Raw genomic sequence first — 21540 nt, forward strand, 5'->3', positions numbered from 1 at the left:
GCGCTGAGCGGCGATCTCGCGCATCTCCTCGCGGATCTCGGCATTGTCAGGCAGACGTTCTCGCCGGACCGTCTTGGGGGCGACGCCAACCAGCCCGCAGGCACGGCGCTGTGAGATCTGGTAATCTCGCATCACGCCGAGCGCCACGTCCCGTCGCTGGCCTGGCGTCGTCAGACTTTTCCCAAGAGATCCTTCAGGATCGCATTGTCCAGCACGCTCTCCGCCAGCAGCCGCTTGAGCTTGCTGTTCTCCTCCTCAAGCAATCGCAGGCGCCGCGCATCCGACACCTCCATACCGCCATACTTGGCCTTCAGCTTGTAGAAGGTCGCTGGGCTCAACCCATGCTTGCGGCAGACCTCGGCAGTCGGCAGCCCAGCCTCCTGCTCCTTGATCATACCGATGATCTGCTCCTCGGTGAAACGACTCTTCCTCATTCATCTGCTCCTTCACTTGGGGCAGACTCTACATCAAATCGAGGGAGCCAGCGGGGGGCAGGTCAATCGCGAGATCGCTGACTTGCGCGCAAGACTGGCACAATCCTCCTGAAACCTTGCGCGGCCCTGCCAGGCTGCCGCCCACCGACCAAGCCGGCACCGGCGGCCAGACAATGGTGCACAAGCCTTTGATCGGGCGCGGCCGCCAACGCCGGAGGTTCAACGCATCCGGCCTCGGGCAAGGTCTGGATTGATGCCCATGGCTTGCCCGTGGCGCCCTGCAAGGTTTCAGAGCCCCAGCTCGGTCAAGCCCGGATGGTCAGCGAGCCGTGCGCCAGGCGGCCAGCGGAACAGGCGCTCGGCCTCGGCGATCGGCAGATCGTTGATGCTGGCATGGCGGCGCCGCATCAGTCCATCGGCAGCAAACTCCCAATTCTCGTTGCCGTAGGACCGGAACCAGTGCCCGGAATCATCGCGCCATTCATAGGCAAAGCGCACGGCGATCCGGTTGCCGGAAAAGGCCCACAGTTCCTTGATCAGGCGGTAATCGAGTTCGCGCGCCCACTTGCGAGCAAGGAATGCGGCGATCTCGTCCCTCCCGGAAATGAACTCGGAACGGTTCCGCCAGCGGCAATCAGGCGTGTAGGCCAGCTTGACCCGTTCGGGATCCCGGCTGTTCCAGGCATCTTCCGCAGCCCGCACCTTGGCCATGGCGGTATCGCGCGTAAACTGAATTTCGGAACTCATTGACTGTCCTCCCGGCGCCGACTTGCGTGCTCAACCGACGCGATGAGCTGGTGAGCAAGGCCCTGGCGCTGTTCTATCGTCATGGCTTTCAGGCAACGGGTATGGACCTGCTGGCGGCCGAGACGGGTATTTCCAAGACGGCGATCTACAAGCACTTTGCCACCAAGGATGATCTGGTGATCGCCACCTTGCGCCTGCGTGACGAACAGATCCGGACATTCCTGTTCAATCGCATGGCGGAACTTGCGCCCGATCCGCCGGGGCAGCTGCTGGCCATGTTCGATGCCTTGCACGAATGGTTTGCCAGCCCCGATTTCTGCGGCTGCATGTTCATCAAGGCCAGCGCGGAGTATCAGGAGGACGGCAATCCCGTGTGGGCCGAGGCTGAGGCTCATGTTCAGCGGATTACCGACCGGCTGGAAGGCCTCGCGCGTGCGGCCGGATATTCCCGTCCGGCCGCCATTGCCCGGCAGCTGGCAATCCTGAAGGAAGGCGCCATCATCATGGCCACGCTTGGGTACGGCGGATCGACCGCGCGCGATGCTCGCGATATTGCAATGCAAATCCTGGCGGAGCGGCTGTAACCTTTCCGGCGATCCGCGCGAACTGCCTTGTGTGAGAGCGCTTGCCGCTCTCACACCAGATCAGGAAGGATTCTCGGATGAAGACCACTACCAGCATCGCCGCCGCGGCTTCGGCTCTTGCCGCCGCCGCCCTCCTCGCCACCGCGCCATCGGCCGCCAAGGAGGCAAGCGCACCCAAGGAACGTTGCTATGGCGTTGCCCTGAAGGGCAAGAACGATTGTGCCGCCGGTCCGGGGACCAGCTGCGCGGGCACCTCGACCGTCGATTATCAGGGCAACGCGTGGAAGTATGTTGATGCCGGCACCTGCGTGCGCATGGGCGGTTCGCTGACCCCGCGCGAAGGCAATGCCCGCCCCGTGCCCAAGCGCAGTTAAGGCAAGGGGCCAACGGATGAACCTTTTGCAGATTCCTTCGTCCACCTGGGCCATCGCCCTGGCCAGTGCCGCAACCCTGGCGGCGTGCGGCAGCGGCTCCAGCGCATCCCGCAACGATGCTGCAGCCGATGACGGGACGACCGAGATCGCCGTGCAGGAAAAGTGCTATGGCATTGCTCTGGCTGGCCAGAACGATTGCGCGGCCGGGCCGGGAACTACCTGTGCCGGCACCTCGACCGTCGACTATCAGGGCAATGCCTGGAAATACGTGGCGGCGGGAACCTGCGAAGAACTTGGCGGCACGTTGACCGCGCATGAAGGCAACACAGCCCCCAAGGCTCGAAAGGGCTGAGGCCCTCGGGTCGCCTGAGAATGCTGGCTGACATGAACTCCCGTTCTGCCATGCCCCCCCATCCTGCAGTCGGGATCGGTTTGAAGCCGCAACATTATGCTGCGGTGCTCGAAGCGGTGTCAGCCAGCATTTCTTCATCACAGCCAGCACCTGCCTGGGTTGAGGTGCATCCGCAGAACTTTGCCGGGGCAGGCGGTCCGCCGCACCGCTGGTTGACGGCTATCGCCGGCCATATGCCGATCAGCCTCCATTCGGTCGGCCTTTCGTTGGGCAGTGCCGATGGGCTGGATCAGCATGAACTCGAACAGCTTGCGGCGATGTGCGATCGCTATCAGCCCTGGTTGGTATCCGATCATCTGAGTTGGAGTGGCATGGCCGGCAATCGCTATCCAGATCTGCTGCCCATGCCATACACCCAGGAAGCGCTGGATCATTTTGTCATCCAGGTCAGCCAGGCACAGGATCGCCTGAAGCGGCCGATCCTGATCGAAAACCCATCGCGCTATCTGGCCTTCGCCTGCGACGAGATGGACGAGGTGACCTTTCTCCACCAGCTGTGTGCGCGCACCGGCTGCGGCCTGTTGCTCGATATCAACAATATCGAAGTGTCGGCCACCAACCTGGGCCTTGATGCCTGCGCGATGATCGATGCAATCGATCCTGCGCTGGTGGGTGAAATCCATCTGGCCGGCCATGCGCGCGAAGAGCGCGAGGATGGCCCATTGCTGATCGATGATCACGGTTCGCCGGTTTCGGCAGAAACCTGGGCCCTGTTTGTCCGCTTCATCCGCCGGGCCGGCCCGCGCCCGGTATTGATCGAATGGGACACGAATGTTCCCCCGTACGAAGACCTGATGCGCGAGGCCGGCAAGGCAGAATGCCTGATCGCCGACTGCATCTCGTCAGGCGCGGATTGCCCGGAGTGCGAACATGATCTCGCTCGCGCATAGCCAGAAGTTGACCATGCTTGCGCTTGAGCGCGGACCGCAATTTCTCGACATCGAGACATTTCGCGGCCCTGCCGCACGCATCATCGCCGGAATGAAGGTGCACGCCAACACCATCAGCCATGGTCGCCTGGTGGCCTTGGAAGAGACCTTTCCGCGAACGCGCCGCCTGTTGGGCGAAACCAGCTTCAATCTGCTTTCGCGGCGATTTCTGGAGAACCGGCCAATGCCCTGGGGCTCGCTGGCGCGGATCGGCGCGGGCTTTCCCCGCTTTCTTGAACAGGCCGCTGCGGGCGAGGCTGCGACCGACATGGCCCGGTTCGAATGGCTGTGGCTGCAATCCTACCATGCCGCCGATGCCGCCCCCCTGACCCTGGCCGATCTTGCCGGAATCCCCCCGGAAGGGATTGTGGCCATGCAGATCGTCAGCCACCCGGCAGCGCGCATCGAACGGTTCGGGCGCGCGCTCCGGTGTGAGCTTGCCCGCGAGGCACCCGTGCTTGAGCAGGCTCATGCCCTCCTCATCACCCGGCCTGGGGGTGAAGTCCTGGTCCATCCAGCCACGCGGGACATGCTTTCGCTGCTGTCTCTCGCCAGGGCGCCGATTGCAATCGGTAACCTTTTCTCGGCCTTGACCGAACCGGGGTGCAGCGGGTGCAGCACCAGCGACGATCTCATGGCGCCCTTCCTGTCCCTGCTTCAGGCAGGCGCGTTTGTCCTGGTGCAAGCCGATCTTGAGGAAAAGGAGCTGGCATGACCGCGATCCTCAAATTCTATGACCGGGCCGTTGCCCTGGTAACGAGCGGCCCACTGCAGCACCTGACCTTGCTTTTCGTGCGCGTGGTGCTGGCAGGCATCTTCTGGCGATCGGGGCGAACCAAGGTGGAAGAGGGCAGTCTGCTCGACATCAGCGATACGACGCGCTTCCTGTTCGAGAACGATTATTCGGGCGTGCCCCTGCCGCCTGATCTGGCCGCGGTGATGGCAACCTATTCCGAACACCTGTTTCCCATACTTCTGGTGCTGGGCTTGTTCACCCGGCTTTCGGCCCTGGCCCTGCTGGGAATGACGCTGGTGATCCAGTTCTTCGTCTATCCCGATGCCTGGTGGCCAGTGCATTCCTTGTGGGTGGCGCTGGCGCTGGTTCTGATCATGCGCGGTGGTGGCGCGCTTGCGCTTGATGCGCTGCTGTTGCGTTGGTGCAAGCGGTGAAGCCCGACGACACCTCGATGGCCCGCCTGATGGCGCTGGCCCAGGCGGGTGACCGGCAGGCCTATGGTGTGCTGCTGGACGAATGCCAGACCTGGCTGCGCCGCTATTTCATGCGTCGGGTTGCCCCTGGACAGCTTGATGATCTTGTGCAGGAAACCCTGCTGTCGCTGCATCGCAAGCTGGCAACCTGGGACAGTTCGCGACCGTTCCTGCCGTGGCTGGCGGCCATTGCCCGCTATCGCTGGGTCGATCACCTGCGCCAGTTCTACCGCGCCGAAGAGGGTGAGCTGGCGGATGATCTGCCCGGCTATGATCAGGAGCCTGCCATTGCGGCGCGCATCAGCCTGGATCGCCTGCTCGCGAGCCTGCCTGAACCACAGGCGCGGGCGATCGAGCTGGTCAAGATTGCCGGCCTGTCCGTGGCCGAGGCAGCCCAGGCCTGCGGCCAGAGCGAATCGCTGATAAAGGTGAACATCCACCGCGGTCTGAAGAAGCTGACCGCGCTGATCGAGAAAGCATGAATGTGATGAATCGAGATACGAATCTGCTCATCGCCGAACTGGTCGACGACCTCAGGCCCGTGCGCCCGCTCAGCTTTTGGCGCGGCCTGGGCGTGGTGGTGGCCAGCATGGCCGCGATGATCGCAGGCGTGGCGACGATGGTGGGCCTGCGGTCCGATTTGCTGACCGGATCGCCCGATCCCCTGTTTCTCCTGGCCAACGGGCTGTTCCTCTTGCTGGGACTGGCGGCGAGCGTGAGTGTCCTGGCCATGGGCCGGCCGCGGGTTGGCAGCGACCATTCAGGCTGGGCCTGGGCCACGGCCATGGCCGCCCTGTTGCCGGCAACAGGGTTCGCCCTTGCCCTTGCCGGGAAGACTTCCGCGCTCACCGGCAAGGCTGCGGGCCATGGCCTTGATTGCCTGATGATGGGCAGTGCACTGGGCTTGCTGGCCTTTGCGGTGCTGGTCATCTGGTTGCGGCGCGGGGCGCCGACATCGCCTGAACGGGCCGGTCTGGTCGCCGGTATCGCTGCCGGGAGCCTGGGCACCTTCGCCTATTCGCTGCACTGCGCCTTCAATGACATCGTGCATATCGGCCTGTGGCATGGCGGCGTGGTGGCTCTGAGCGCCCTTGCCGGGCGTATGGTGGTGCCCCGGCTGATCCGTTGGTGAACCGAATCGAGATTGGTCATCCTGCCTTACCTGGTCAGGCGGGTGAAGGCGCGGTCTCGCGCGTGATCCTTGCGGGCGGCGGCCATGCCCATCTGGCAGTCCTGGCCGACTGGGCGCGGCATGAATTCCCGAACACGCAGCGGGTGCTGGTCACCGCTTCCCGCTTCACTGCCTATTCGGGGCTGCTGCCGGCCTGGATGGCGGGGATCTGTCGCAGGCAAGACCTGATGATCGATCTTGAGCCGCTTGCCCGCAAGGCGGGGACGACGCTCATCATCGATCGGGTCTGCGGCTTGGATGCCGACAAGCGCACGCTTCTCCTGGCCGGCGGCTTGGCACTTGAATTCGACCTCTTGTCTTTGGCCACGGGCGGTGAGGCCGATCTTTCGGCGCTTGCCAGTCTTGGGCCGCGCGTCCTTGCGGTGAAGCCGGTCGATGACTTCATGCAGGGCTGGGCCGTGCTCGTCGCCAAGGTGCGCGCTGGCGCCTGCATCCGCCTTGCCGTGGTCGGAGGCGGGGCGGCAGGGGTGGAAATGGCCTTGGCGGCAGAGGTTGCCTTGCGCGGAATCGGATCGCCGGTTGCGCTGATCGTTCCGCAAGGCGAGTTCCTCAAAGGCCATGCCGATGGCGTCCGCAGGCGCGTGCTGGCGGAATTTGCGCGGCGCGGGATCGCCCTGCACCACGGGCACGCGGTTGGCGCGCAGGATGGCCTGTTGCTGTCTGATGGGATAAGCCTGCCCGCAAGCCATGTCATTGCCGCCACCGGCAGCAGGGCGCCAAGCTGGCTTGCGCGTTCTGGCCTCAGGACGACGGACGCAGGCTTCGTGGCGGTTGGCGCGGATTTGCGCAGCGTGTCGCACCCGAACATCCTTGCTGCTGGCGACATCGTCGAGCGGATCGACCGCCTCCTGCCGCGGTCGGGCGTTCACGCGGTCAAGTCCGGGCCAGTGCTGGCCGCCAACCTCCGGGCGGCCCTGGCAGACCGGCCGATGAGAACCTACCGGCCCCGCGAGCGGACGTTATACCTGATGGCTACGGGCGAACGCCGCGCAATCGGTTCGTGGGGCAAGCTGGCCTTCGGCGGGCGATTGGCCTGGTGGCTCAAGAACTGGATCGATCGGCGATTCATAGCCCGGCAGCGTCCGGGTGGCCCGCCAGACGCTCTGCAATGAAGCCGATCAGCGCCTCGGCCTTGAACGACAGGCGCCTTCCGCCGGTCCAGATGGCGCGCGCTTCTTCGGCCTCGCCCTTCCACTCGGGCAACAGGCGCACGAGCCGGCCAGACTGCAGATCGCGACTGACCAGATAATCGGGCACCAGCGCCACTCCCAGTCCGGCCAATGCCAGTTCGTGGGCAATTCCGCCCGAGCTGGCCTTGACCGGGCCTGCAACCACCACTTCCTCGGTCCGTGCGCCTGCCGACAAGCGCCAGCGCTGGGCTGCCTGCTCATAGCTCGTGATGATGCACGCAAGTGCGGCAAGCGCAGTGGGATCAGCGACCGGGCCGGTGCGGGCAAGGAAGTCCGGCGCGGCCACCACGATCCGTTCGAATCGGCCAACCAGGCGCGATGAATGGCTGCCTTCGCGGAACGGGCCGGTGACGAAGGACAGGTCAACCGCTTCCTCCACCAGATCAATCGCATGATCGGCGGTTACGAAGTCGATCTGCACCCGGGGATGCAGGCGGACGAAATCGGCTACCAGCCGCGCCAGCACATAACGCGCAAAGGCAACCGAGGCATGGATCCGCAGCAGGCCCACCGGCTCGCGGTCGGTCTCGCCCACCAGCCGGTCCAGCTCGTCCAGCGCATCAAGCGCAACGCGCGCCCGCTCCACTGCCAGCGCGCCGGTCTCGGTCAGCGTCACGCGGCGGGTGGTGCGCTGGAACAGCGTGGTTGACCAGCGCTGTTCCAGCCCGGCAATCACCTTGCTGACGGTGGACTGACGCAGGCCCCGCTCAGCCGCCACGCGCGAGAAGCTGCCCAGTTCGGCGGTGCGCAGCAGAATGCGCAGCGTTTCGGCATGATCCATTTTTATTCCCTTTCAGAATATATTTTCTGCCAAATTGAGGACTTCTCGCCAAGTGTGCGATTCCTAGAATGAATTGAGCAAGATCCGTGTTTGTGGTGCACGAACAGGGAGGAAGAGATGCCAAGCCATGCCGGCAAGCCACGTCCCGAGTGGGCGGTTGACTATGAATTCACGTAGGCCATCAAAAGGTCGGAGAGCGATCCGGCGCTGGAGGCTCTGCCGCCTTATCAGCGCCCCACCATCCGGCCCGGCGATCCGCTGCGCTTTGCCATCAACACCGTGGCCGAGCCGACCAATTGGCAGGGCAAGCGCGGCTATCTGATCAGCCCGATGCCGGGCTGGAGCGGATACGAGATCTTCTGCGACGAAGGCACGGTGATCGGCGGCACGGACCTTGCTCCTTCGCCGCTCGGCTATCTGACCAGCGCCATTGCCTTCTGCATGCTGACGCACATCACCGGCTATCTTGCCCGCAACCCGCTGAAGATAAAGCGCATCAAGGTGGAGATGCGGGGCGAATTCTGGTCCTCGCTGGGTGTTGCGGGCGATGGTGGCCAGGGCGCAGGCGGTTGCGACGCCTTTACCTGCGCGGTGATCATCGACAGCGATGAGCCGGAAGAGAAGATCATCCACCTGACCGAAGTGTGCCGCAAGGCGTGCATGGCGTTCGAGACGGTGGCAAAGGCCGTGCCGACCAGCACCACCCTCGTTCTCAATGGCACGGCGCGCCCGATTGGCCTCGCAGCCGGATGACCGGGCACCAGCGTGGCCTGCTGGCTATGATGTTCAGCAAACCGGTGGCGGGCAATGCCCTGCGGGTGTCGCTGGTGGTGGGCCTGTGCCTCAACCTGATCAACCACGGCCCGGCGCTATGGCATGGCGCATCGCCAGACTGGCTGAAGCTGGCCTTGAACCACGTGGTTCCCTTCCTGGTCGCCAGCTACAGTGGCGCGCGCATGGCTATCGCTCCAGGGGGCTGAATGATCCCGAGCGCTACCCTTGCAGCCCGCGAAGAGCTGTCCATCGCCCACATTCGCGAAGACATGCTGCGCTTTGCGAGGTTGCAACTGGGCAATGACAGTGAAGCTGAGGACGTGGTTCAGGAAGCGCTGGCGGGTGCGATGAGGAACGCGGCCAGCTTCCGCGGGCAGGCGGCGCTGAAGACCTGGCTGATCGCGATCCTGAAGAACAAGATTGCCGACCTGATCCGCCAGCGCCAGCGCCGGCCTCTGCCGGCCAGCACACTGGCCAGCGCAGCGGATGAAGGCCCGCTTCCCGCCCTGTTTGATCGACGGGGAATGTGGCGGGATGAGACCCGACCAGCGGTCTGGGAGGATCCGGAAGCCGATATCCACTCAAGCCATTTCCTGCGCCAGTTCGATCATTGCCTGAACCGCCTCCCGGCCCAGCAGGCCAGAGTATTCCTCATGCGCGAAGTGGTTGAACTGGAGACATCCGAAATCTGCACCGAACTGGGCCTTTCCGCCACGAATGTTCACGTCATCCTGCATCGCGCCCGGCTCGCCCTGCGGGCCTGCCTGCAGACCCACTGGTTCGGCGAGGAGGCTGAGCCTGCTTGATTGCCACGAAGCCACCTTCCTGATGTCGCAGGCGCGTGACCGCAAGCTGGGCCTTGCGGAGCGCATGAAACTGCGGCTGCATATCGGCCTGTGCCGCGGATGTGCCCGGTTCGAGCGGCAACTGCCTCTGCTGGGCGCGGCTGCGCGCGCCTTCGCCCGCGAGGACGATCCGCCTGGCACGTAAGGAATCCCAGCTTCCGGCGACCAATCACCAGTTCGAGCGAACAGGAGACAAGACCGGATGAAGCGTATCGTTCTCGCCCTGGCACTGGTGCTTGCCATTGCCGCCTGGTTTGCCTTCGATCTCGGGCAATACCTGACGCTCGCGACGTTGAAGGAGCAGCGCGATGCAATCCGCGGTCTTTACGAGGCGAACCCACTGCTGGTGCTGGCGCTGTTCTTCATCGCCTATGTCCTCTTGACCGTGCTGTCGGTGCCGGGCGCAGCGATCATGACGCTGGCGGCGGGGGCAGTGTTCGGCCTGGTCACGGGCACCTTGCTGGTGTCCTTCGCCAGCTCCATCGGCGCGACACTGGCTTTCCTTGCCAGCCGCTACCTGCTGCGCGACTGGGTGCAGCAGAAGTTTGAAGGGTCTGAACCAGGGGATCGAACGCGGCGGGGCCTTCTACCTCTTCTCGCTGCGGCTGGTGCCGGTCTTCCCGTTCTTTGCGGTCAATCTGCTGATGGGCCTGACTCCGATCCGCACCGCAACCTTCCATTGGGTCAGCCAGGCGGGCATGCTGCTGGGCACCGTGGTCTATGTGAATGCAGGCACGCAGCTGGCCGCGATCGAGAGCCTGGCGGACATAGCCTCTCCTGCATTGCTCGGCTCGTTCGCAGCGCTCGCCCTGCTGCCGTGGATCGGCAGATGGATCATGGGGATCATCAAGCGTCGCCGCGTCTATGCCCGCTGGCGGCGGCCGCGCAAGTTCGATCGCAATCTGGTGGTGATCGGCGCCGGGGCGGCGGGCCTTGTCTCCTCCTACATCGCCGCCACCGTGCGGGCGAAAGTGACGCTGGTCGAGGCATCGAAGATGGGCGGCGATTGCCTGAATTACGGCTGCGTGCCCAGCAAGGCCCTGATCAAGAGTGCGCGCGTGGCCGAGCAGATGCGCCATGCCGATCGCTATGGGCTGGCGGCTGCAAGCCCGCAATTCAGTTTCAGGGCGGTCATGAGCCGCGTCCACGACATCATTGCAGCCATTGAACCGCATGACAGCGTCGAGCGTTATTCCAGCCTGGGGGTGGACGTGGTGCAGGGCTATGCCACGATCGTCGATCCCTGGACCGTGGACATTGCCCTGAACGATGGCGGCACCCGGCGGTTGACCACGCGCGCCATCGTTATTGCCGCAGGCGCCGCGCCCATTGTGCCGGACCTGCCGGGGCTGGAGGGATCGGGCTATGTTACCAGCGATACCTTGTGGGAGGAGTTTGCCAGGCTGGACGAGATGCCGGGCCGCATCGTCGTGCTGGGCGGTGGCCCGATCGGATGCGAGCTGGCTCAGGCCCTGGCCCGCCTTGGCGCACAGGTGACGCAGGTGGACCGCGGCGCGCGGTTGCTCCCGCGTGAGGATGCCGAAGTGTCAGCCCTGGTGCGCGCGGCGCAGGAAGCCGCGGGCGTGACCGTGCTGACCGGCCGCGATGCCTTGCGGGTTGAGGGCAAGAGCCTGATCGTGAGCCATGAGAGGCGGGAGCAGGCCCTGCCTTTCGATGCGCTGATCCTGGCCGTGGGCCGCAAGGCGCGCCTGACCGGCTACGGGCTGGAAGCGCTGGGCATCGAGACCGAGCGGACCGTGGTGACCGACGCATACCTTGCCACGCTCTATCCCAACATCTATGCCGCCGGGGACGTTGCCGGCCCCTATCAATTCACCCACGTTGCCGCGCATCAGGCCTGGTATGCCAGCGTCAACGCGCTGTTCGGCCAGCTCCGCCGATTCAAGGCGGACTATCGCGTGATCCCGTGGTCCACATTCGTCGATCCCGAAGTTGCTCGCGTGGGCCTGAACGAACAGGAAGCGCGCGAGCAGGGCATCGCCCACGATGTCACCGTATTCCCCATGCACGAGCTCGACCGCGCCATTGCCGACAGCGCCACCCAAGGTTTCGTCAAGGTGCTGACCCAGCCGGGCAAGGACCGCATCCTGGGCGTGACCATCGTGGGCGAGCACGCCGGCGAACTGCTGGCCGAACATGTGCTGGCGATGAAGCACGGCCTTGGGCTGAACAAGATCCTCGGCACGATCCATTCCTATCCGACCATGGCCGAAGCCAACAAGTATGCCGCCGGCGAATGGAAGAAGGCACGCAAGCCCGAACGGCTGCTTCGGCTGGTGGAACGCTATCATGCGTGGCGGCGCGGGTGAGGTGTAAGATTACGGGCACCTTGGACGACAGCACCCCACCGCCAACAGATTCCCGGAGATTTTCTTTGTCCTGCATTTTCCGTCGCCTGCTGGTCTCCTCAAGTCTGATCACCGCTGTGATCGCCATGCCTGCGCAGGCCCAGCAGGCTGGCATCCGGATTGCGCTGGTCGATGGCGTCACCGGAGAGCCAGCCGCCAATGTCGAGGTTCGCGTCGAGAACTCCGCCATCGGCTTTTCACGTCAGGTGCGCTCGGACGCACAAGGCTTCGTCCGGATCGAAGGCCTGACCACTGCGGGCAGCTATGTCATCACGGCCCAGGCGAGCGGGGGTTACGAGGCCAGCCTGCCCACCTCGATCGACCTGCGCGCCAATTATACCGGCAGCGTCACCCTGCGGCTCTCGCGCGCAGGAAGCGATACCATCGTTGTCACCGGTGCGCGATCGGTGACCGGGCTGAACACGGTGAATGCCGAAGTATCCGCTTCGCTTGGCCGGGATGAGCTGGTGGCCCTGCCGATCGAGGGGCGCGATGTATTGGGTGCGCTGGTGCGGTTGCCCAACGTGGTGCCATCCACTGGCTTCTTCCCCGAGGCACCGTCGATCTCGATCAACGGCGCCAATGGGCTCGATACGAATTACCTGCTCGACGGGCTGGACAACAACGAGAACTTTCTGGGCGGGATCAAGTTTCCCGTGCCGCTGGGCTTCACCCGCGAGGTGACCGTGCTCGCCAATTCCTATTCGGTGGAATATGGGCGAACGGCCAATGGCGTGGTCAATTACACCTCGCCTTCGGGCAGCAATGATCTGACGGGTGAAGTCTATGCCCTGGTGCGGCCCGGCCGGCCACTGGATGCGAGCAGCCCGTTCCCGCGCCGCGACCTGTCGGGCAATCCGGTGGGCGAAAGCTTTGAGCGCTACCAGGCCGGCTTCGCTCTTGGCGGACCGATCGCACGCGACCGGACATTCTTCTACGCCAACCTGGAATATACCCGCGACCGCAATGAGCAGCTCGTCGATGCCCCCGCGCTGGGCGTGACCGAGAGCGTGACCGGCAACAACGAGTTCGTTCTCGGCTCGCTGCGGATCGACCATCGGCTGACCGACGAATGGACTCTGGGCCTGCGCGCCAGCCATGGGCGCGTGACGATCGAACGGCCCGGTGGCGGCCTTGGCGGCGGCAACGTCACCTTTCCTTCCGCTGGATCGGATCAGGACCGCATCTCCACCCTCGCCGCGGCGACCATCACCCATTCCGGCGATGCCTGGTCCTATGATGGCGCGGTGCAATACAGCCGCTTTCGCTGGAACTATGGCGAACCGGTGGATGGCGCAGGTCCGCAGGTGACAATCCGCGATCCTTCAGGGCTGACCGTGGGCGTGGTCGGCCATCCCGGCTTCGTGTTCAACGATCTGGAGGAAACCTGGCAGACCACCCATCGGTTCGGGCGCGAGCTTGGCTCCCATCGGCTGACCTTTGGCGTGGATGCGATCCATTCCGATTTCGATCTGTTGGGCGGCGGCAACCCTGATGGCAACTTTACCGTGGACCTCACGGAACAGCAGCTGGCCAGCTTGCGTGGCAGCGGCGCCGGACTCGGTCTGACCGCGCAGCAGGTGCTGGCGCTGAATCCCGCGGTCGCCAACTATACCGTCGAATTGCGCCCCGCCAGTTTCGGCACCAGCCAGAGCCAGGTGGCGATCTATGTCGAGGACGAATGGCAGCTGTCGCCGCAGGTCACCGCCACGCTCGGCCTGCGCTGGGATTATGACAGCCTGACCGGCAAAGGTGGCGGCAGCAGCGATACCGACAATCTGGCGCCGCGCACTTCGCTGAATTGGCGGCCTGATGCCCGTTCGGTCGTGCGGCTTGGAGCCGGGCTGTTCTACGGCAAGCTCAGCTATGCGGTGATTTCCGATGCCCTGCAGCGCAACACCACTGCCCCGGGCTTTCTTGGCCAGTTGCGGCAATTGCAGGCGCTTGGCCGGATTCCGGCGGGCACCGATCTGGCCGACATCACCTTCGCCGGCAACCTGACCGTATCTCCTGCCTGCACCACCGTTGCCGCCTGTCCTTCACCGCAGCAAGTGCAGGACCTGCGCGAAAGCGCGACGATCAACGAGGCGCGCATCCTCAGCCCGACCGGCTATGACAGTCCCTACTCGGTGCAATTGAGTGCGGGTTACCAGTTCCAGGCAACTGACAGCCTTACCCTGTCGGCCGATGTGATCTATGCACGCAGCCACAATCTTGTGCGCCTGCGCGATCTCAATGCGCCTGCCCGCTTCACGCCCAACCTGGCCAACCTGACTCCCGCCAACATCGCCATGCTGCAAGCCTTGCCCGACAATGCGGCGCGCTTTGCCGCTGCCGAGGCGCTGGGGCTGGTCCGATCGCAGGCCGCGGCTGATGCCACCCGCCCGGTGGCGCAGGTGCCCGGCGGCGCACGGCAGATCACCGTATCGGAAACGGAGGGCGAGGCCGAATACAAGGCGCTGATCCTGCAAGCGGTGAAGGTGCGCGGTGCCGATCCCTATGCCTTCCGGCTGGCCTATACTCTGTCGAGCCTGAAGAACGATACCGACGATATCAACTTCCGCGCCGAGAACAACGACTTCAGCACCGAATGGGGGCCATCGGCCAATGATCGGCGCCATGTGATCTCGGCCGTCGGTTACCTTTATCCGGTAGAGGGGTTGACCATCAGCCTGGCGGGCCTGTTCCAGAGCGGCCAGCCGGTCAACCTGGTGCCCGATGCGCGGATCTTCGGCACGCAGGATCTGAACGGCGACGGGGCCAGTTTCGGTGAGAACTTTGTCGGCAATTCCGATCGTTATCCGGGGGAAAGCCGCAATTCGGCACGGCTGGGCTGGTCGGCCACGGTCGATCTGGGCCTGGACTATGCCTTGCCCGTCGCCGGCGGCGCGCTGGAATTGCGGGCGGACGTGTTCAACCTTTTCAACACCAACAATGAAAGCGGCTTTGCCAATGCCGCAACCACCAGCAACCAGGTGCAGTTTGGCGGTGGTGCGCCCTTCGTGCAACGCAATGCCGGGCCGCCGCGCCAGTTCCAGTTCGGCGCCTCATACAAGTTCTGACGGAGGAATGGGGGATGGCGACAATGCAGCACGTTCAGGGCCTGATCGGGGTTGCCGCCATCCTGCTGCTGGCCTGGGGCCTGTCGGAAGACCGCAAGGCCAGGCCCGGCTGGCGCTGGATCGGCGGGGCCTTGCTGTTGCAAGTGGGCATCGCCCTGGTGGTGACCCGCGTGCCCCTGGTGTGGACACTGGTTGGCTATGCCAATGAAGCGGTGTTCGCACTGGAGCGGGCGACGCTGGCGGGTTCGTCCTACATCTTCGGCTATCTGGGCGGGGGACCGGTGCCCTTCGTGCTTGCGCAAGGCGCATCACCACCCACGATCATCGCCTTCCAGATCCTGCCGCTGATCATCGTGCTTTCCGCCATCTCTGCCTTGCTGTGGCACTGGGGCGTGCTGCGGGCTGCGGTGCGCGCCCTGGCCTGGGCGCTGCGCCGCACGCTGGGGGTGAGCGGCGTGGTGGGCCTTGGCGGAGGAGGCACGATATTTCTTGGCGTGGTGGAAACGCCGCTGATCCTGCGCGCCTGGTTCGACAGGATGAACCGGGCCGAGCTGTTCGCGATAATGGTCATGGTGATGGCAACCATATCGGGCGCCATCCTGGTGCTTTATGCCACCACCCTGTCGGCCACCGTGCCCAATGCGGTAGGGCACATGATCGTGGCCTCGCTCATCTCGCTGCCGGCTGCGCTCCTGGTGGCGCGGCTGATGGTGCCAGGCGATGGCACCCCCGGAACTGATGCAGGCGAGCCGGACCTTGCCTATAACAGCACGATGGATGCCGCCATGCGCGGGACGATGGATGGGGTGCAACTGGTGCTGGCGGTGATCGGGGTGATCATCGTGGTCTTTGCGCTGGTGGCGCTGGTGGATCAGGTGCTGGCCCTGCTACCCGTGGTCGATGGCGCGGCGATCACGCTGCGGCGGCTGTTCGGCTGGGCCTTTGCCCCCTTGATGTGGGCCATCGGCGTTCCGTGGGATGAAGCGCCGGCGGCAGGCGCCCTGATGGGCACCAAGGCCATTCTCAACGAATATGTTGCCTATCTCGACCTTGCCGCGCTGCCCCCCGGCACCCTTTCCCCGCGCAGCCTGCTGATCGCCACTTATGCGCTGTCGGGCGTGGCGAACCTCGCCAGTGTGGGCTTGATCGTGACCACCGTGGGCCAACTGTGCCCCGCGCGCCGCGCCGATGTGGCGGCGCTGGGACTGAAAAGCTGGCTGGCAGGCAACCTTGCCACGCTGATGACGGGGGCCGTCATCGGCCTGGTTACCTGGAGTTAGCCGGGTGTTCGACGCAAAGCTGCGCCCACTGATCGATCCGCCGCTGAACGCGCTGGGCCGGGGGCTGGCGCGGGCAGGCATCGGGGCCAATGTGGTGACGCTGGCGGGCCTGGTTCCGGGGATCGCGGCTGGTCTGGCCATTTCCTGTCAGCACTATCCGGCAGCGCTTGGGCTGGTGCTGCTCAACCGCCTGCTGGATGGTCTCGATGGTGCCGTTGCGCGGGCGCGCGGACCGAGCGATCTGGGCGGCTATCTCGATATCCTGGCTGATTTTGCCTTTTACCTCGCGGTGCCACTGGGCTTCGGCTTTGCGGCAAGGGCGAATGCCCTGCCAGCCCTTGTGCTGGTGGCCAGCTTCACCCTCACCGGGGTCAGCTTTCTGGCCTTTGCCACGCTGGCGGCCAAGCGCGGGCAGCAGACCAGTGCTCATGGGGTCAAGAGCTTCTTCTATTCTACCGGCCTTGCCGAGGGCACCGAAACGATCGCCGTGTTCGTGGCCATGTGCCTGTGGCCAGAACATTTCCCGCTGCTGGCCTGGAGCTATGCCGCGCTCTGCCTGCTCACCGTGTTCCAGCGCAGCGCGCTTGCCTGGGCCAGCTTCGGCCCCGGGCGAGGCTGATGATTGTAACCTTGGCACCGAGATCGCCGAACAAGAGCCCACAAGGAGCAGCAAGGATGGGACGAAAGATCATGATGGCACTGACCCTGGTGGTCGTTGCCGCAATTGCGACCTGGTGGCTTGCGCCTTCAGAAACAGAGGCGCCCGCTGCTACCCGTGCTGCGAGTGGACAGGCGCAGCCGGCCGTATCGGGAATTTCAGTCAAGGCGCCCTGGAAGCTTTACCATGAAGCCGGCTTCGCGGCGGCGCAGGCGGCGGGCAAGACCATCGTGGTCGATATTTCGGCAAGCTGGTGTCCCACCTGCCGGGCACAGGCGCCGATACTGGATGCAGTGGCACAAGACCCGGCGCTGGCTGAAGCCATCCTGTACAAGGTGGACTTCGATACCGAGAAGGCGTTCCTCGCGCAACATCGGATACCCCGCCAATCGACCATCCTGGTGTTCCGCGGACGCCGGGAAACCGCCCGGTCCGTTGCCGAGACGGACCCGGAAAGGTTGCGCAAGGCAATCCTTGCCGGCGTTCAGGCCTGACCCAGGCAAGACCGGATAATGATCGGCGCATTCCTGCTGGCCTTCGTGGCCGGCCTGGTGACTATCCTCAATCCGTGCGTCTTGCCGCTGGTGCCGGTGCTGGTGGCATCGGCGCTGGGCAAGCACCACCTGGGGCCGGTGGCCCTGGCGGCAGGGCTGGGGGTTTCGTTCACCATATTCGGCTTCACCATCATTGCCTTTGGCTTCCAGTTGGGAATTGACGAAGCGCTGATCCGCACGCTGGCGGGCGCATTGCTGGCCGGGGCGGGCCTGCTGCTGCTCGTTCCGGCGGCGCAATCGGCACTGACGGCGCTGGCCGCACCCTTGACCAGTCGCGCCGGGCAGCGTCTGGAAGCCATCGACGGCAACGGCATTACCGGGCAGTTCATGGTCGGCCTGTTGCTGGGGCTGGTCTGGGCGCCTTGCGTGGGGCCGACCCTGGGAGCCGCCATTGCCGCCGCCAGCCAGGGCGAGGGCTTGCTGGAAGCTTTCTTCACCTTCGCCTTCTTCGCTCTGGGGGTGATGCTGTCGATCCTGGCGCTGGCCTTCGCTTCCCGCCGCGCCTTGGGCTGGAATGCCAGGCGGTTGCAATCGGTGGCACGGATCGCCAAGCCCCTTCTTGGCGTGGTGCTGCTGGCGGTCGGTCTGCTCGTCGTGACCGGGTTGGACAAGCCCCTGGAAGCCGCCGTGCTTGGCATCATGCCCGATCAACTGGTGCGATTGACCACACAGTTTTGAGGGTTGGAACCATGCCGATACTGCAATCCGTGCTCACCTGCCCTCATTGCGGAACCAGCAAGGAAGAAACCATGCCGACAGATGCCTGCCGCTTCTTCTATCGTTGCAGCCACTGCGGCGAAAATCTGCGGCCGCTGCCGGGAGATTGCTGCGTGTTCTGCTCCTATGGCACGGTGCCCTGTCCGCCCAGGCAATAGTCAAGGAGAGTGTCATATGCCCGTTTTCCCCTCGATCGAGGGCGAGCCCGATCTTGCCAAGGTATTCAGGCGCTTTCCCCACACCGTGCTGCCACTGCTCGATTACCATGATCGGCTGCTGCGCGACTGGTCACCCCTGACCGTCGCCGAGCGCGAGCTGATTGCGGCCTATGTCTCGGGGCTCAACGCTTGCACGTATTGCCACGGCGCGCATGTGGTGGCGGCCCGGGCCTTCGGCATCGACAGCGACCTGTTTGAAGGACTGATGGCCGATCTGGCGACCAGCGCGGTGGACGAGAAGCTGAAGCCGATCCTGGCCTATGTCGGCAAGTTGACCCGCACCCCGGCGATGATGACCGAGGCCGATGCCGCAGCGGTCTATGCCGCAGGGTGGGATGAACAGGCATTGTTCGACGCGGTGAGCGTGTGCGCCCTGTTCAACTTCATGAACCGTATCGTGGAAGGCTGTGGCATCAAGGCCAATCCGCTGGCCGCTTCACCCGCTGAGCTGGAAGCCCGCCTTGCCCGGATGGGTGGCAGCACCGCCGATCCGCACGTGGGCGAGCCGAGTTACAAGCGGCTGGCCGCGATGTGGGGCATCGATCCGCAGGCCTGACCGTCAGACAAGGCCAAGGCCTTCGATCTTCTCGTCGAGATCGATCGGCATGAAGGCCAGGACCGCATTGTCCCGCTCCAGCGCGGCCGGCCCGCCCTGGGCGTTCAACTCGGCCTGGCGCCGGTCACGCACATGCAGCAGTTCCCCAAGCTCGGCGCGATAGAGAGCGACCATGGCGGTGAGAAATCGGTTCACCAGATCGTCTTCGGCCGTTGCATCGACGTTGTAATGGGGGAGATGGGCGGCCATGATCTCGGCCGGGTAAAGAAATTCATCCGTTACCCAGCGATTGGTGGCAAACCAGCCAAGCGGAACCCCATCATGGGCGATGGATAGCCCCGCAATATGTGTGACATGCGCCGGCGCATTCTCACCCAGGGCCGGTCCGGCAAGCGTGGCCGTCGGGTCGGCAAGCTGGCTGCGGTGCAGGAACAGGTGGAAATGGCCATGTTCCGCCGGATCGCGATCGCCCGGCGGATGGACATGATAATACCAGCGCGACCGGGTCACCGCGTCGCGCGCATCGTTTTCGGGATAGTGCTGCCAATGGTGGATCTCGTCCCCAGGTAAGACCCGCAGCATCAGCGGCCGCCGTTCGGCTGCCATTCGGGTGATGGCATCGATAACGGTGCGGGCTGCCTCGATTTCGCTCTGCAAGTTTCCCCCCGCTCTGGTGTGCCCGTGCCGGCGGCGCCTCGATGCAGCACCGGCACGGGCAGCGGCTTCATGAATATGAATCAAAGAATATGAATCAGCGCTTGGCAGCACAACCTGCTGGCGCACACTTCGCCGCGCTGCAACCAGCCGCAGCACAGCCGGCGGGAGCACAGCCGGCGGGAGCACAGCCGGCCGCGGCGCAGCCCGCTGGAGCACACTTCGCCGCGCTGCAACCGGCCGCAGCGCACGATCCTGCGGCACAGCCAGAACCACTGTCGGCTTTGGTCATCTGGTCTGCCGCCGCCGAACAGTCCGCAGCCTGGCAGGTCTGTGCGCAAGCGCTCGTGGCAATGGCCAATCCGCCTGCGACGGCAAGCATGGAGGCAAGTCTGGTTTTCTTCATAATGCGGCTTCCCCGATCAGACAGGCGCAGATCATACATGTGCCGTGCAGCGCCCATGCCCGGCACCGGCAGATCCACAGGGATTCTGCCGCTTGTCGGGGATGCGTGGCGATCTGGCGCCGCTGCGCCTGCTCGCTTCCCCCCAGTATCCAGTTCGGTGGGATCGGCCATCCGGTTACAGCACCATCGTCAAATCCAGCAATTGCGCAACGGAGAGACGCGCTGGCCAGGAAATCAGGATTACCGTGCCGCGCGAAACAAGCCTGGATTGGCTGCCCACTTTGCCGACGTGCCGAGAGTGCGACGGGTGGAGGGCGGCGGGGCGGCCCGATCTTGACCATGCCAAGCGCGTGCTGATCCTCGCCCGTGGCGGCACCTTCCTTGCTATCTCGACGGCCCCATGTTGGCACTATCACCACGGCCAGCGCCATTGCCGAGGCGCGACGCCTGATCGACGCCAACACGCGCCGCCCTTGACCACCGAAGCAGGAAGGGCGCCTGCCATGCGCGATTGCGCTGACTGGCCGTCACCAGTTTCGACCGTGGCGGGCGCCTTCCCTTCTGATGAGTGCACAGTCGGATCAGGATCATGAGCTGGGGTAAGGTCTTGCGGGCGTCATTGGAGAAGGTTCGATCCCGGTTCCTCTCCCTCCGCCAGCGCTGCCCTTCCCTTGACCATCAGCGTGCCGCGCGCCGCATTGGCGCAAGCGGAGCATTGCGCGGCGCGCGCAAGTGTCGGATGTGGGCCTCTCACACGCGCAGGAGCCTTGCATGCCGCCGCCTTCCTCCCCCCGTCACCCCGATCCGCTGCTGCGCCGCCTGTGGGCGGTCGCGCTTATCGCCGCCCTGCTCATCGGCCTGTGGTACCTCATGCCCGTGCTGCGCGAGCGGCTTGCCCCGTCCGCAGCCTCAGGCGCGCCGGATGCGCAAAGCCGGGTGGTCACCGCCCGCGGCGATCTGGCCGAGGATGAGAAGGCCACCATCGCGCTGTTTGAAAAGGCGCGCGATTCGGTGGTGTTCATCTCAACCGCTGAGCTTGTGGCCGATCTGTGGACCCGCAACGTGTTCGAGGTGCCGCGCGGCACGGGTTCGGGCTTCATCTGGGATGATGCCGGGCACGTGGTCACCAATTATCACGTCATTGCCGGGGCCTCGCAGGCGCGGGTGCGGCTGGCCGATGGGCGCGATTACAAGGCCGCGCTGGTGGGCGCCTCGCCCGCGCATGATATTGCGGTGCTCAAGATCGGGATCGATTTCCGCCGCCCGCCGCCGGTGCCGATCGGGACCAGCGCTGATCTCAGGATCGGGCAGAAGGTCTTTGCCATCGGCAATCCCTTCGGGCTTGACTGGACGCTGACCACCGGAATCGTCTCGGCGCTCGACCGCAGCCTGCCGAGCGAGGACGGGCGCAGCCGCATCGATCACCTGATCCAGACCGACGCGGCGATCAATCCGGGCAATTCGGGCGGGCCGCTGCTCGATTCGGCTGGGCGGCTGATCGGCATCAACACCGCGATCTTCAGCCCCTCGGGCGCTTCGGCAGGGATCGGCTTTGCCGTGCCGGTCGATACCGTCAACCGGGTGGTGCCGCAGCT

25 protein-coding genes and 2 pseudogenes are annotated in these 21540 nt (G+C 64.7%); 23 read left to right on the top strand and 4 right to left on the bottom strand.

From position 1 onward, the window contains the following. Positions 1-434, bottom strand: a pseudogene (locus G524_RS16660) (transposase); the annotation flags it as partial. A gap of 288 nt (positions 435-722) precedes the next feature. Next, a complete protein-coding gene (locus tag G524_RS0111175; protein ID WP_027443789.1) occupies positions 723-1181 on the bottom strand; it encodes a nuclear transport factor 2 family protein in 459 nt (152 codons plus the stop codon). Positions 1182-1231: 50 nt separating this feature from the next. Between G524_RS0111175 and G524_RS0111180 the strand changes: the two genes are divergently transcribed. From G524_RS0111180 to G524_RS0111220, 9 genes are all read left to right on the top strand, one after another. After that, positions 1232-1765: a TetR/AcrR family transcriptional regulator gene (locus G524_RS0111180; protein WP_211219347.1), complete on the top strand. Its 534-nt coding sequence runs from the start codon at positions 1232-1234 to the stop codon at positions 1763-1765. A gap of 77 nt (positions 1766-1842) precedes the next feature. Then, on the top strand, positions 1843-2139 hold the full coding sequence (locus G524_RS0111185; protein ID WP_027443791.1) for a BufA1 family periplasmic bufferin-type metallophore: 297 nt from the start codon (positions 1843-1845) through the stop codon (positions 2137-2139). A gap of 16 nt (positions 2140-2155) precedes the next feature. Continuing rightward, entirely contained in the window at positions 2156-2491 is a 336-nt protein-coding gene (locus G524_RS15760; RefSeq protein WP_051221169.1) for a BufA1 family periplasmic bufferin-type metallophore, read from the top strand. Between the two features lie 32 nt (positions 2492-2523). Further along, on the top strand, positions 2524-3441 hold the full coding sequence (gene bufB, locus G524_RS15765; protein WP_051221173.1) for an MNIO family bufferin maturase: 918 nt from the start codon (positions 2524-2526) through the stop codon (positions 3439-3441). Continuing rightward, on the top strand, positions 3422-4195 hold the full coding sequence (locus G524_RS16375; protein WP_051221171.1) for an HvfC/BufC N-terminal domain-containing protein: 774 nt from the start codon (positions 3422-3424) through the stop codon (positions 4193-4195). The genes bufB and G524_RS16375 overlap by 20 nt, the downstream gene beginning before the upstream one ends. Then, positions 4192-4650, top strand: coding sequence for a DoxX family protein (locus tag G524_RS0111205; protein ID WP_027443792.1), 459 nt, complete (start codon positions 4192-4194; stop codon positions 4648-4650). Before G524_RS16375 ends, G524_RS0111205 begins: the two co-directional genes overlap by 4 nt. After that, positions 4647-5171: a sigma-70 family RNA polymerase sigma factor gene (locus tag G524_RS0111210; RefSeq protein WP_027443793.1), complete on the top strand. Its 525-nt coding sequence runs from the start codon at positions 4647-4649 to the stop codon at positions 5169-5171. Before G524_RS0111205 ends, G524_RS0111210 begins: the two co-directional genes overlap by 4 nt. Then, the gene (locus G524_RS0111215; protein WP_245561356.1) at positions 5168-5821 is read left to right on the top strand and encodes an NrsF family protein; all 654 of its coding nucleotides are present in this window, start codon (positions 5168-5170) and stop codon (positions 5819-5821) included. Before G524_RS0111210 ends, G524_RS0111215 begins: the two co-directional genes overlap by 4 nt. Continuing rightward, positions 5818-6993, top strand: a complete 1176-nt coding sequence (locus G524_RS0111220) for an FAD-dependent oxidoreductase (protein WP_169447846.1) — start codon at positions 5818-5820, stop codon at positions 6991-6993. The genes G524_RS0111215 and G524_RS0111220 overlap by 4 nt, the downstream gene beginning before the upstream one ends. On the opposite strand, the gene G524_RS0111225 is transcribed toward G524_RS0111220, so the two are convergent. Continuing rightward, a complete protein-coding gene (locus G524_RS0111225; RefSeq protein WP_027443796.1) occupies positions 6947-7852 on the bottom strand; it encodes a LysR family transcriptional regulator in 906 nt (301 codons plus the stop codon). The genes G524_RS0111220 and G524_RS0111225 overlap by 47 nt on opposite strands. A 279-nt stretch (positions 7853-8131) precedes the next feature. On the opposite strand from G524_RS0111225, the gene G524_RS0111230 reads away from it, so the two are divergent. From G524_RS0111230 to G524_RS0111280, 13 genes and pseudogenes are all read left to right on the top strand, one after another. Further along, the gene (locus G524_RS0111230) at positions 8132-8605 is read left to right on the top strand and encodes an OsmC family protein (protein WP_027443797.1); all 474 of its coding nucleotides are present in this window, start codon (positions 8132-8134) and stop codon (positions 8603-8605) included. Next, on the top strand, positions 8602-8832 hold the full coding sequence (gene nrtS, locus G524_RS0111235; RefSeq protein WP_027443798.1) for a nitrate/nitrite transporter NrtS: 231 nt from the start codon (positions 8602-8604) through the stop codon (positions 8830-8832). The genes G524_RS0111230 and nrtS overlap by 4 nt, the downstream gene beginning before the upstream one ends. Beyond that, positions 8833-9432, top strand: a complete 600-nt coding sequence (locus G524_RS15775; RefSeq protein WP_036857830.1) for a sigma-70 family RNA polymerase sigma factor — start codon at positions 8833-8835, stop codon at positions 9430-9432. It abuts the gene before it with no gap. A gap of 22 nt (positions 9433-9454) precedes the next feature. Further along, positions 9455-9616: a zf-HC2 domain-containing protein gene (locus G524_RS16870; RefSeq protein ID WP_156894081.1), complete on the top strand. Its 162-nt coding sequence runs from the start codon at positions 9455-9457 to the stop codon at positions 9614-9616. Between the two features lie 267 nt (positions 9617-9883). Then, a pseudogene (locus G524_RS17235) lies at positions 9884-10148 on the top strand (TVP38/TMEM64 family protein); the annotation flags it as partial. 159 nt (positions 10149-10307) lie between these two features. Then, complete coding sequence (locus G524_RS15780) at positions 10308-11801, top strand: dihydrolipoyl dehydrogenase family protein (RefSeq protein WP_245561357.1); 1494 nt, start codon at positions 10308-10310, stop codon at positions 11799-11801. Positions 11802-11926: 125 nt separating this feature from the next. Then, a complete protein-coding gene (locus tag G524_RS0111255; RefSeq protein ID WP_036857841.1) occupies positions 11927-14902 on the top strand; it encodes a TonB-dependent receptor domain-containing protein in 2976 nt (991 codons plus the stop codon). Positions 14903-14925: 23 nt separating this feature from the next. Beyond that, the gene (locus tag G524_RS0111260; RefSeq protein ID WP_027443801.1) at positions 14926-16182 is read left to right on the top strand and encodes a NupC/NupG family nucleoside CNT transporter; all 1257 of its coding nucleotides are present in this window, start codon (positions 14926-14928) and stop codon (positions 16180-16182) included. A 4-nt stretch (positions 16183-16186) separates the two neighbouring features. Then, positions 16187-16801 carry a CDP-alcohol phosphatidyltransferase family protein gene (locus G524_RS0111265; protein WP_027443802.1) on the top strand — a complete coding sequence of 205 codons (615 nt, stop codon included), beginning with the start codon at positions 16187-16189 and terminating at the stop codon, positions 16799-16801. Between the two features lie 56 nt (positions 16802-16857). Beyond that, positions 16858-17334, top strand: coding sequence for a thioredoxin family protein (locus G524_RS0111270; RefSeq protein WP_169447847.1), 477 nt, complete (start codon positions 16858-16860; stop codon positions 17332-17334). An 18-nt stretch (positions 17335-17352) separates the two neighbouring features. After that, positions 17353-18072 carry a cytochrome c biogenesis CcdA family protein gene (locus tag G524_RS0111275; RefSeq protein WP_027443804.1) on the top strand — a complete coding sequence of 240 codons (720 nt, stop codon included), beginning with the start codon at positions 17353-17355 and terminating at the stop codon, positions 18070-18072. 11 nt (positions 18073-18083) lie between these two features. Further along, a complete protein-coding gene (locus G524_RS17320) occupies positions 18084-18269 on the top strand; it encodes a GDCCVxC domain-containing (seleno)protein (protein WP_084625159.1) in 186 nt (61 codons plus the stop codon). Positions 18270-18285: 16 nt separating this feature from the next. Then, a complete protein-coding gene (locus G524_RS0111280; protein WP_027443805.1) occupies positions 18286-18885 on the top strand; it encodes a carboxymuconolactone decarboxylase family protein in 600 nt (199 codons plus the stop codon). A 3-nt stretch (positions 18886-18888) separates the two neighbouring features. Here the strand turns inward: G524_RS0111280 and G524_RS0111285 are convergent, their stop codons facing one another. Further along, entirely contained in the window at positions 18889-19542 is a 654-nt protein-coding gene (locus G524_RS0111285) for a DUF6969 family protein (protein ID WP_027443806.1), read from the bottom strand. A gap of 1174 nt (positions 19543-20716) precedes the next feature. On the opposite strand from G524_RS0111285, the gene G524_RS0111290 reads away from it, so the two are divergent. Next, positions 20717-21540: S1C family serine protease (locus tag G524_RS0111290; RefSeq protein ID WP_036857831.1), on the top strand; the 824-nt coding region annotated here is incomplete at its 3' end.

Origin of the sequence: Erythrobacter cryptus DSM 12079 (genome assembly GCF_000422985.1) — a bacterium.
In the GTDB taxonomy this organism is placed as follows: Bacteria; Pseudomonadota; Alphaproteobacteria; order Sphingomonadales; family Sphingomonadaceae; genus Erythrobacter; species Erythrobacter cryptus.

What these genes read in the sequence shown, in the direction of transcription:
- G524_RS0111175 (WP_027443789.1), bottom strand. Translation starts at nt 1,181, where the DNA reads ATGAGTTCCGAAATTCAGTTTACGCGCGATACCGCCATGGCCAAGGTG.
- G524_RS0111185 (WP_027443791.1), top strand. Translation starts at nt 1,843, where the DNA reads ATGAAGACCACTACCAGCATCGCCGCCGCGGCTTCGGCTCTTGCCGCC.
- G524_RS15760 (WP_051221169.1), top strand. Translation starts at nt 2,156, where the DNA reads ATGAACCTTTTGCAGATTCCTTCGTCCACCTGGGCCATCGCCCTGGCC.
- bufB (WP_051221173.1), top strand. Translation starts at nt 2,524, where the DNA reads ATGAACTCCCGTTCTGCCATGCCCCCCCATCCTGCAGTCGGGATCGGT.
- G524_RS16375 (WP_051221171.1), top strand. Translation starts at nt 3,422, where the DNA reads ATGATCTCGCTCGCGCATAGCCAGAAGTTGACCATGCTTGCGCTTGAG.
- G524_RS0111205 (WP_027443792.1), top strand. Translation starts at nt 4,192, where the DNA reads ATGACCGCGATCCTCAAATTCTATGACCGGGCCGTTGCCCTGGTAACG.
- G524_RS0111215 (WP_245561356.1), top strand. Translation starts at nt 5,168, where the DNA reads ATGAATGTGATGAATCGAGATACGAATCTGCTCATCGCCGAACTGGTC.
- G524_RS0111225 (WP_027443796.1), bottom strand. Translation starts at nt 7,852, where the DNA reads ATGGATCATGCCGAAACGCTGCGCATTCTGCTGCGCACCGCCGAACTG.
- nrtS (WP_027443798.1), top strand. Translation starts at nt 8,602, where the DNA reads ATGACCGGGCACCAGCGTGGCCTGCTGGCTATGATGTTCAGCAAACCG.
- G524_RS15775 (WP_036857830.1), top strand. Translation starts at nt 8,833, where the DNA reads ATGATCCCGAGCGCTACCCTTGCAGCCCGCGAAGAGCTGTCCATCGCC.
- G524_RS16870 (WP_156894081.1), top strand. Translation starts at nt 9,455, where the DNA reads ATGTCGCAGGCGCGTGACCGCAAGCTGGGCCTTGCGGAGCGCATGAAA.
- G524_RS15780 (WP_245561357.1), top strand. Translation starts at nt 10,308, where the DNA reads ATGGGGATCATCAAGCGTCGCCGCGTCTATGCCCGCTGGCGGCGGCCG.
- G524_RS0111255 (WP_036857841.1), top strand. Translation starts at nt 11,927, where the DNA reads ATGCCTGCGCAGGCCCAGCAGGCTGGCATCCGGATTGCGCTGGTCGAT.
- G524_RS0111260 (WP_027443801.1), top strand. Translation starts at nt 14,926, where the DNA reads ATGCAGCACGTTCAGGGCCTGATCGGGGTTGCCGCCATCCTGCTGCTG.
- G524_RS0111270 (WP_169447847.1), top strand. Translation starts at nt 16,858, where the DNA reads ATGGGACGAAAGATCATGATGGCACTGACCCTGGTGGTCGTTGCCGCA.
- G524_RS0111275 (WP_027443804.1), top strand. Translation starts at nt 17,353, where the DNA reads ATGATCGGCGCATTCCTGCTGGCCTTCGTGGCCGGCCTGGTGACTATC.
- G524_RS17320 (WP_084625159.1), top strand. Translation starts at nt 18,084, where the DNA reads ATGCCGATACTGCAATCCGTGCTCACCTGCCCTCATTGCGGAACCAGC.
- G524_RS0111280 (WP_027443805.1), top strand. Translation starts at nt 18,286, where the DNA reads ATGCCCGTTTTCCCCTCGATCGAGGGCGAGCCCGATCTTGCCAAGGTA.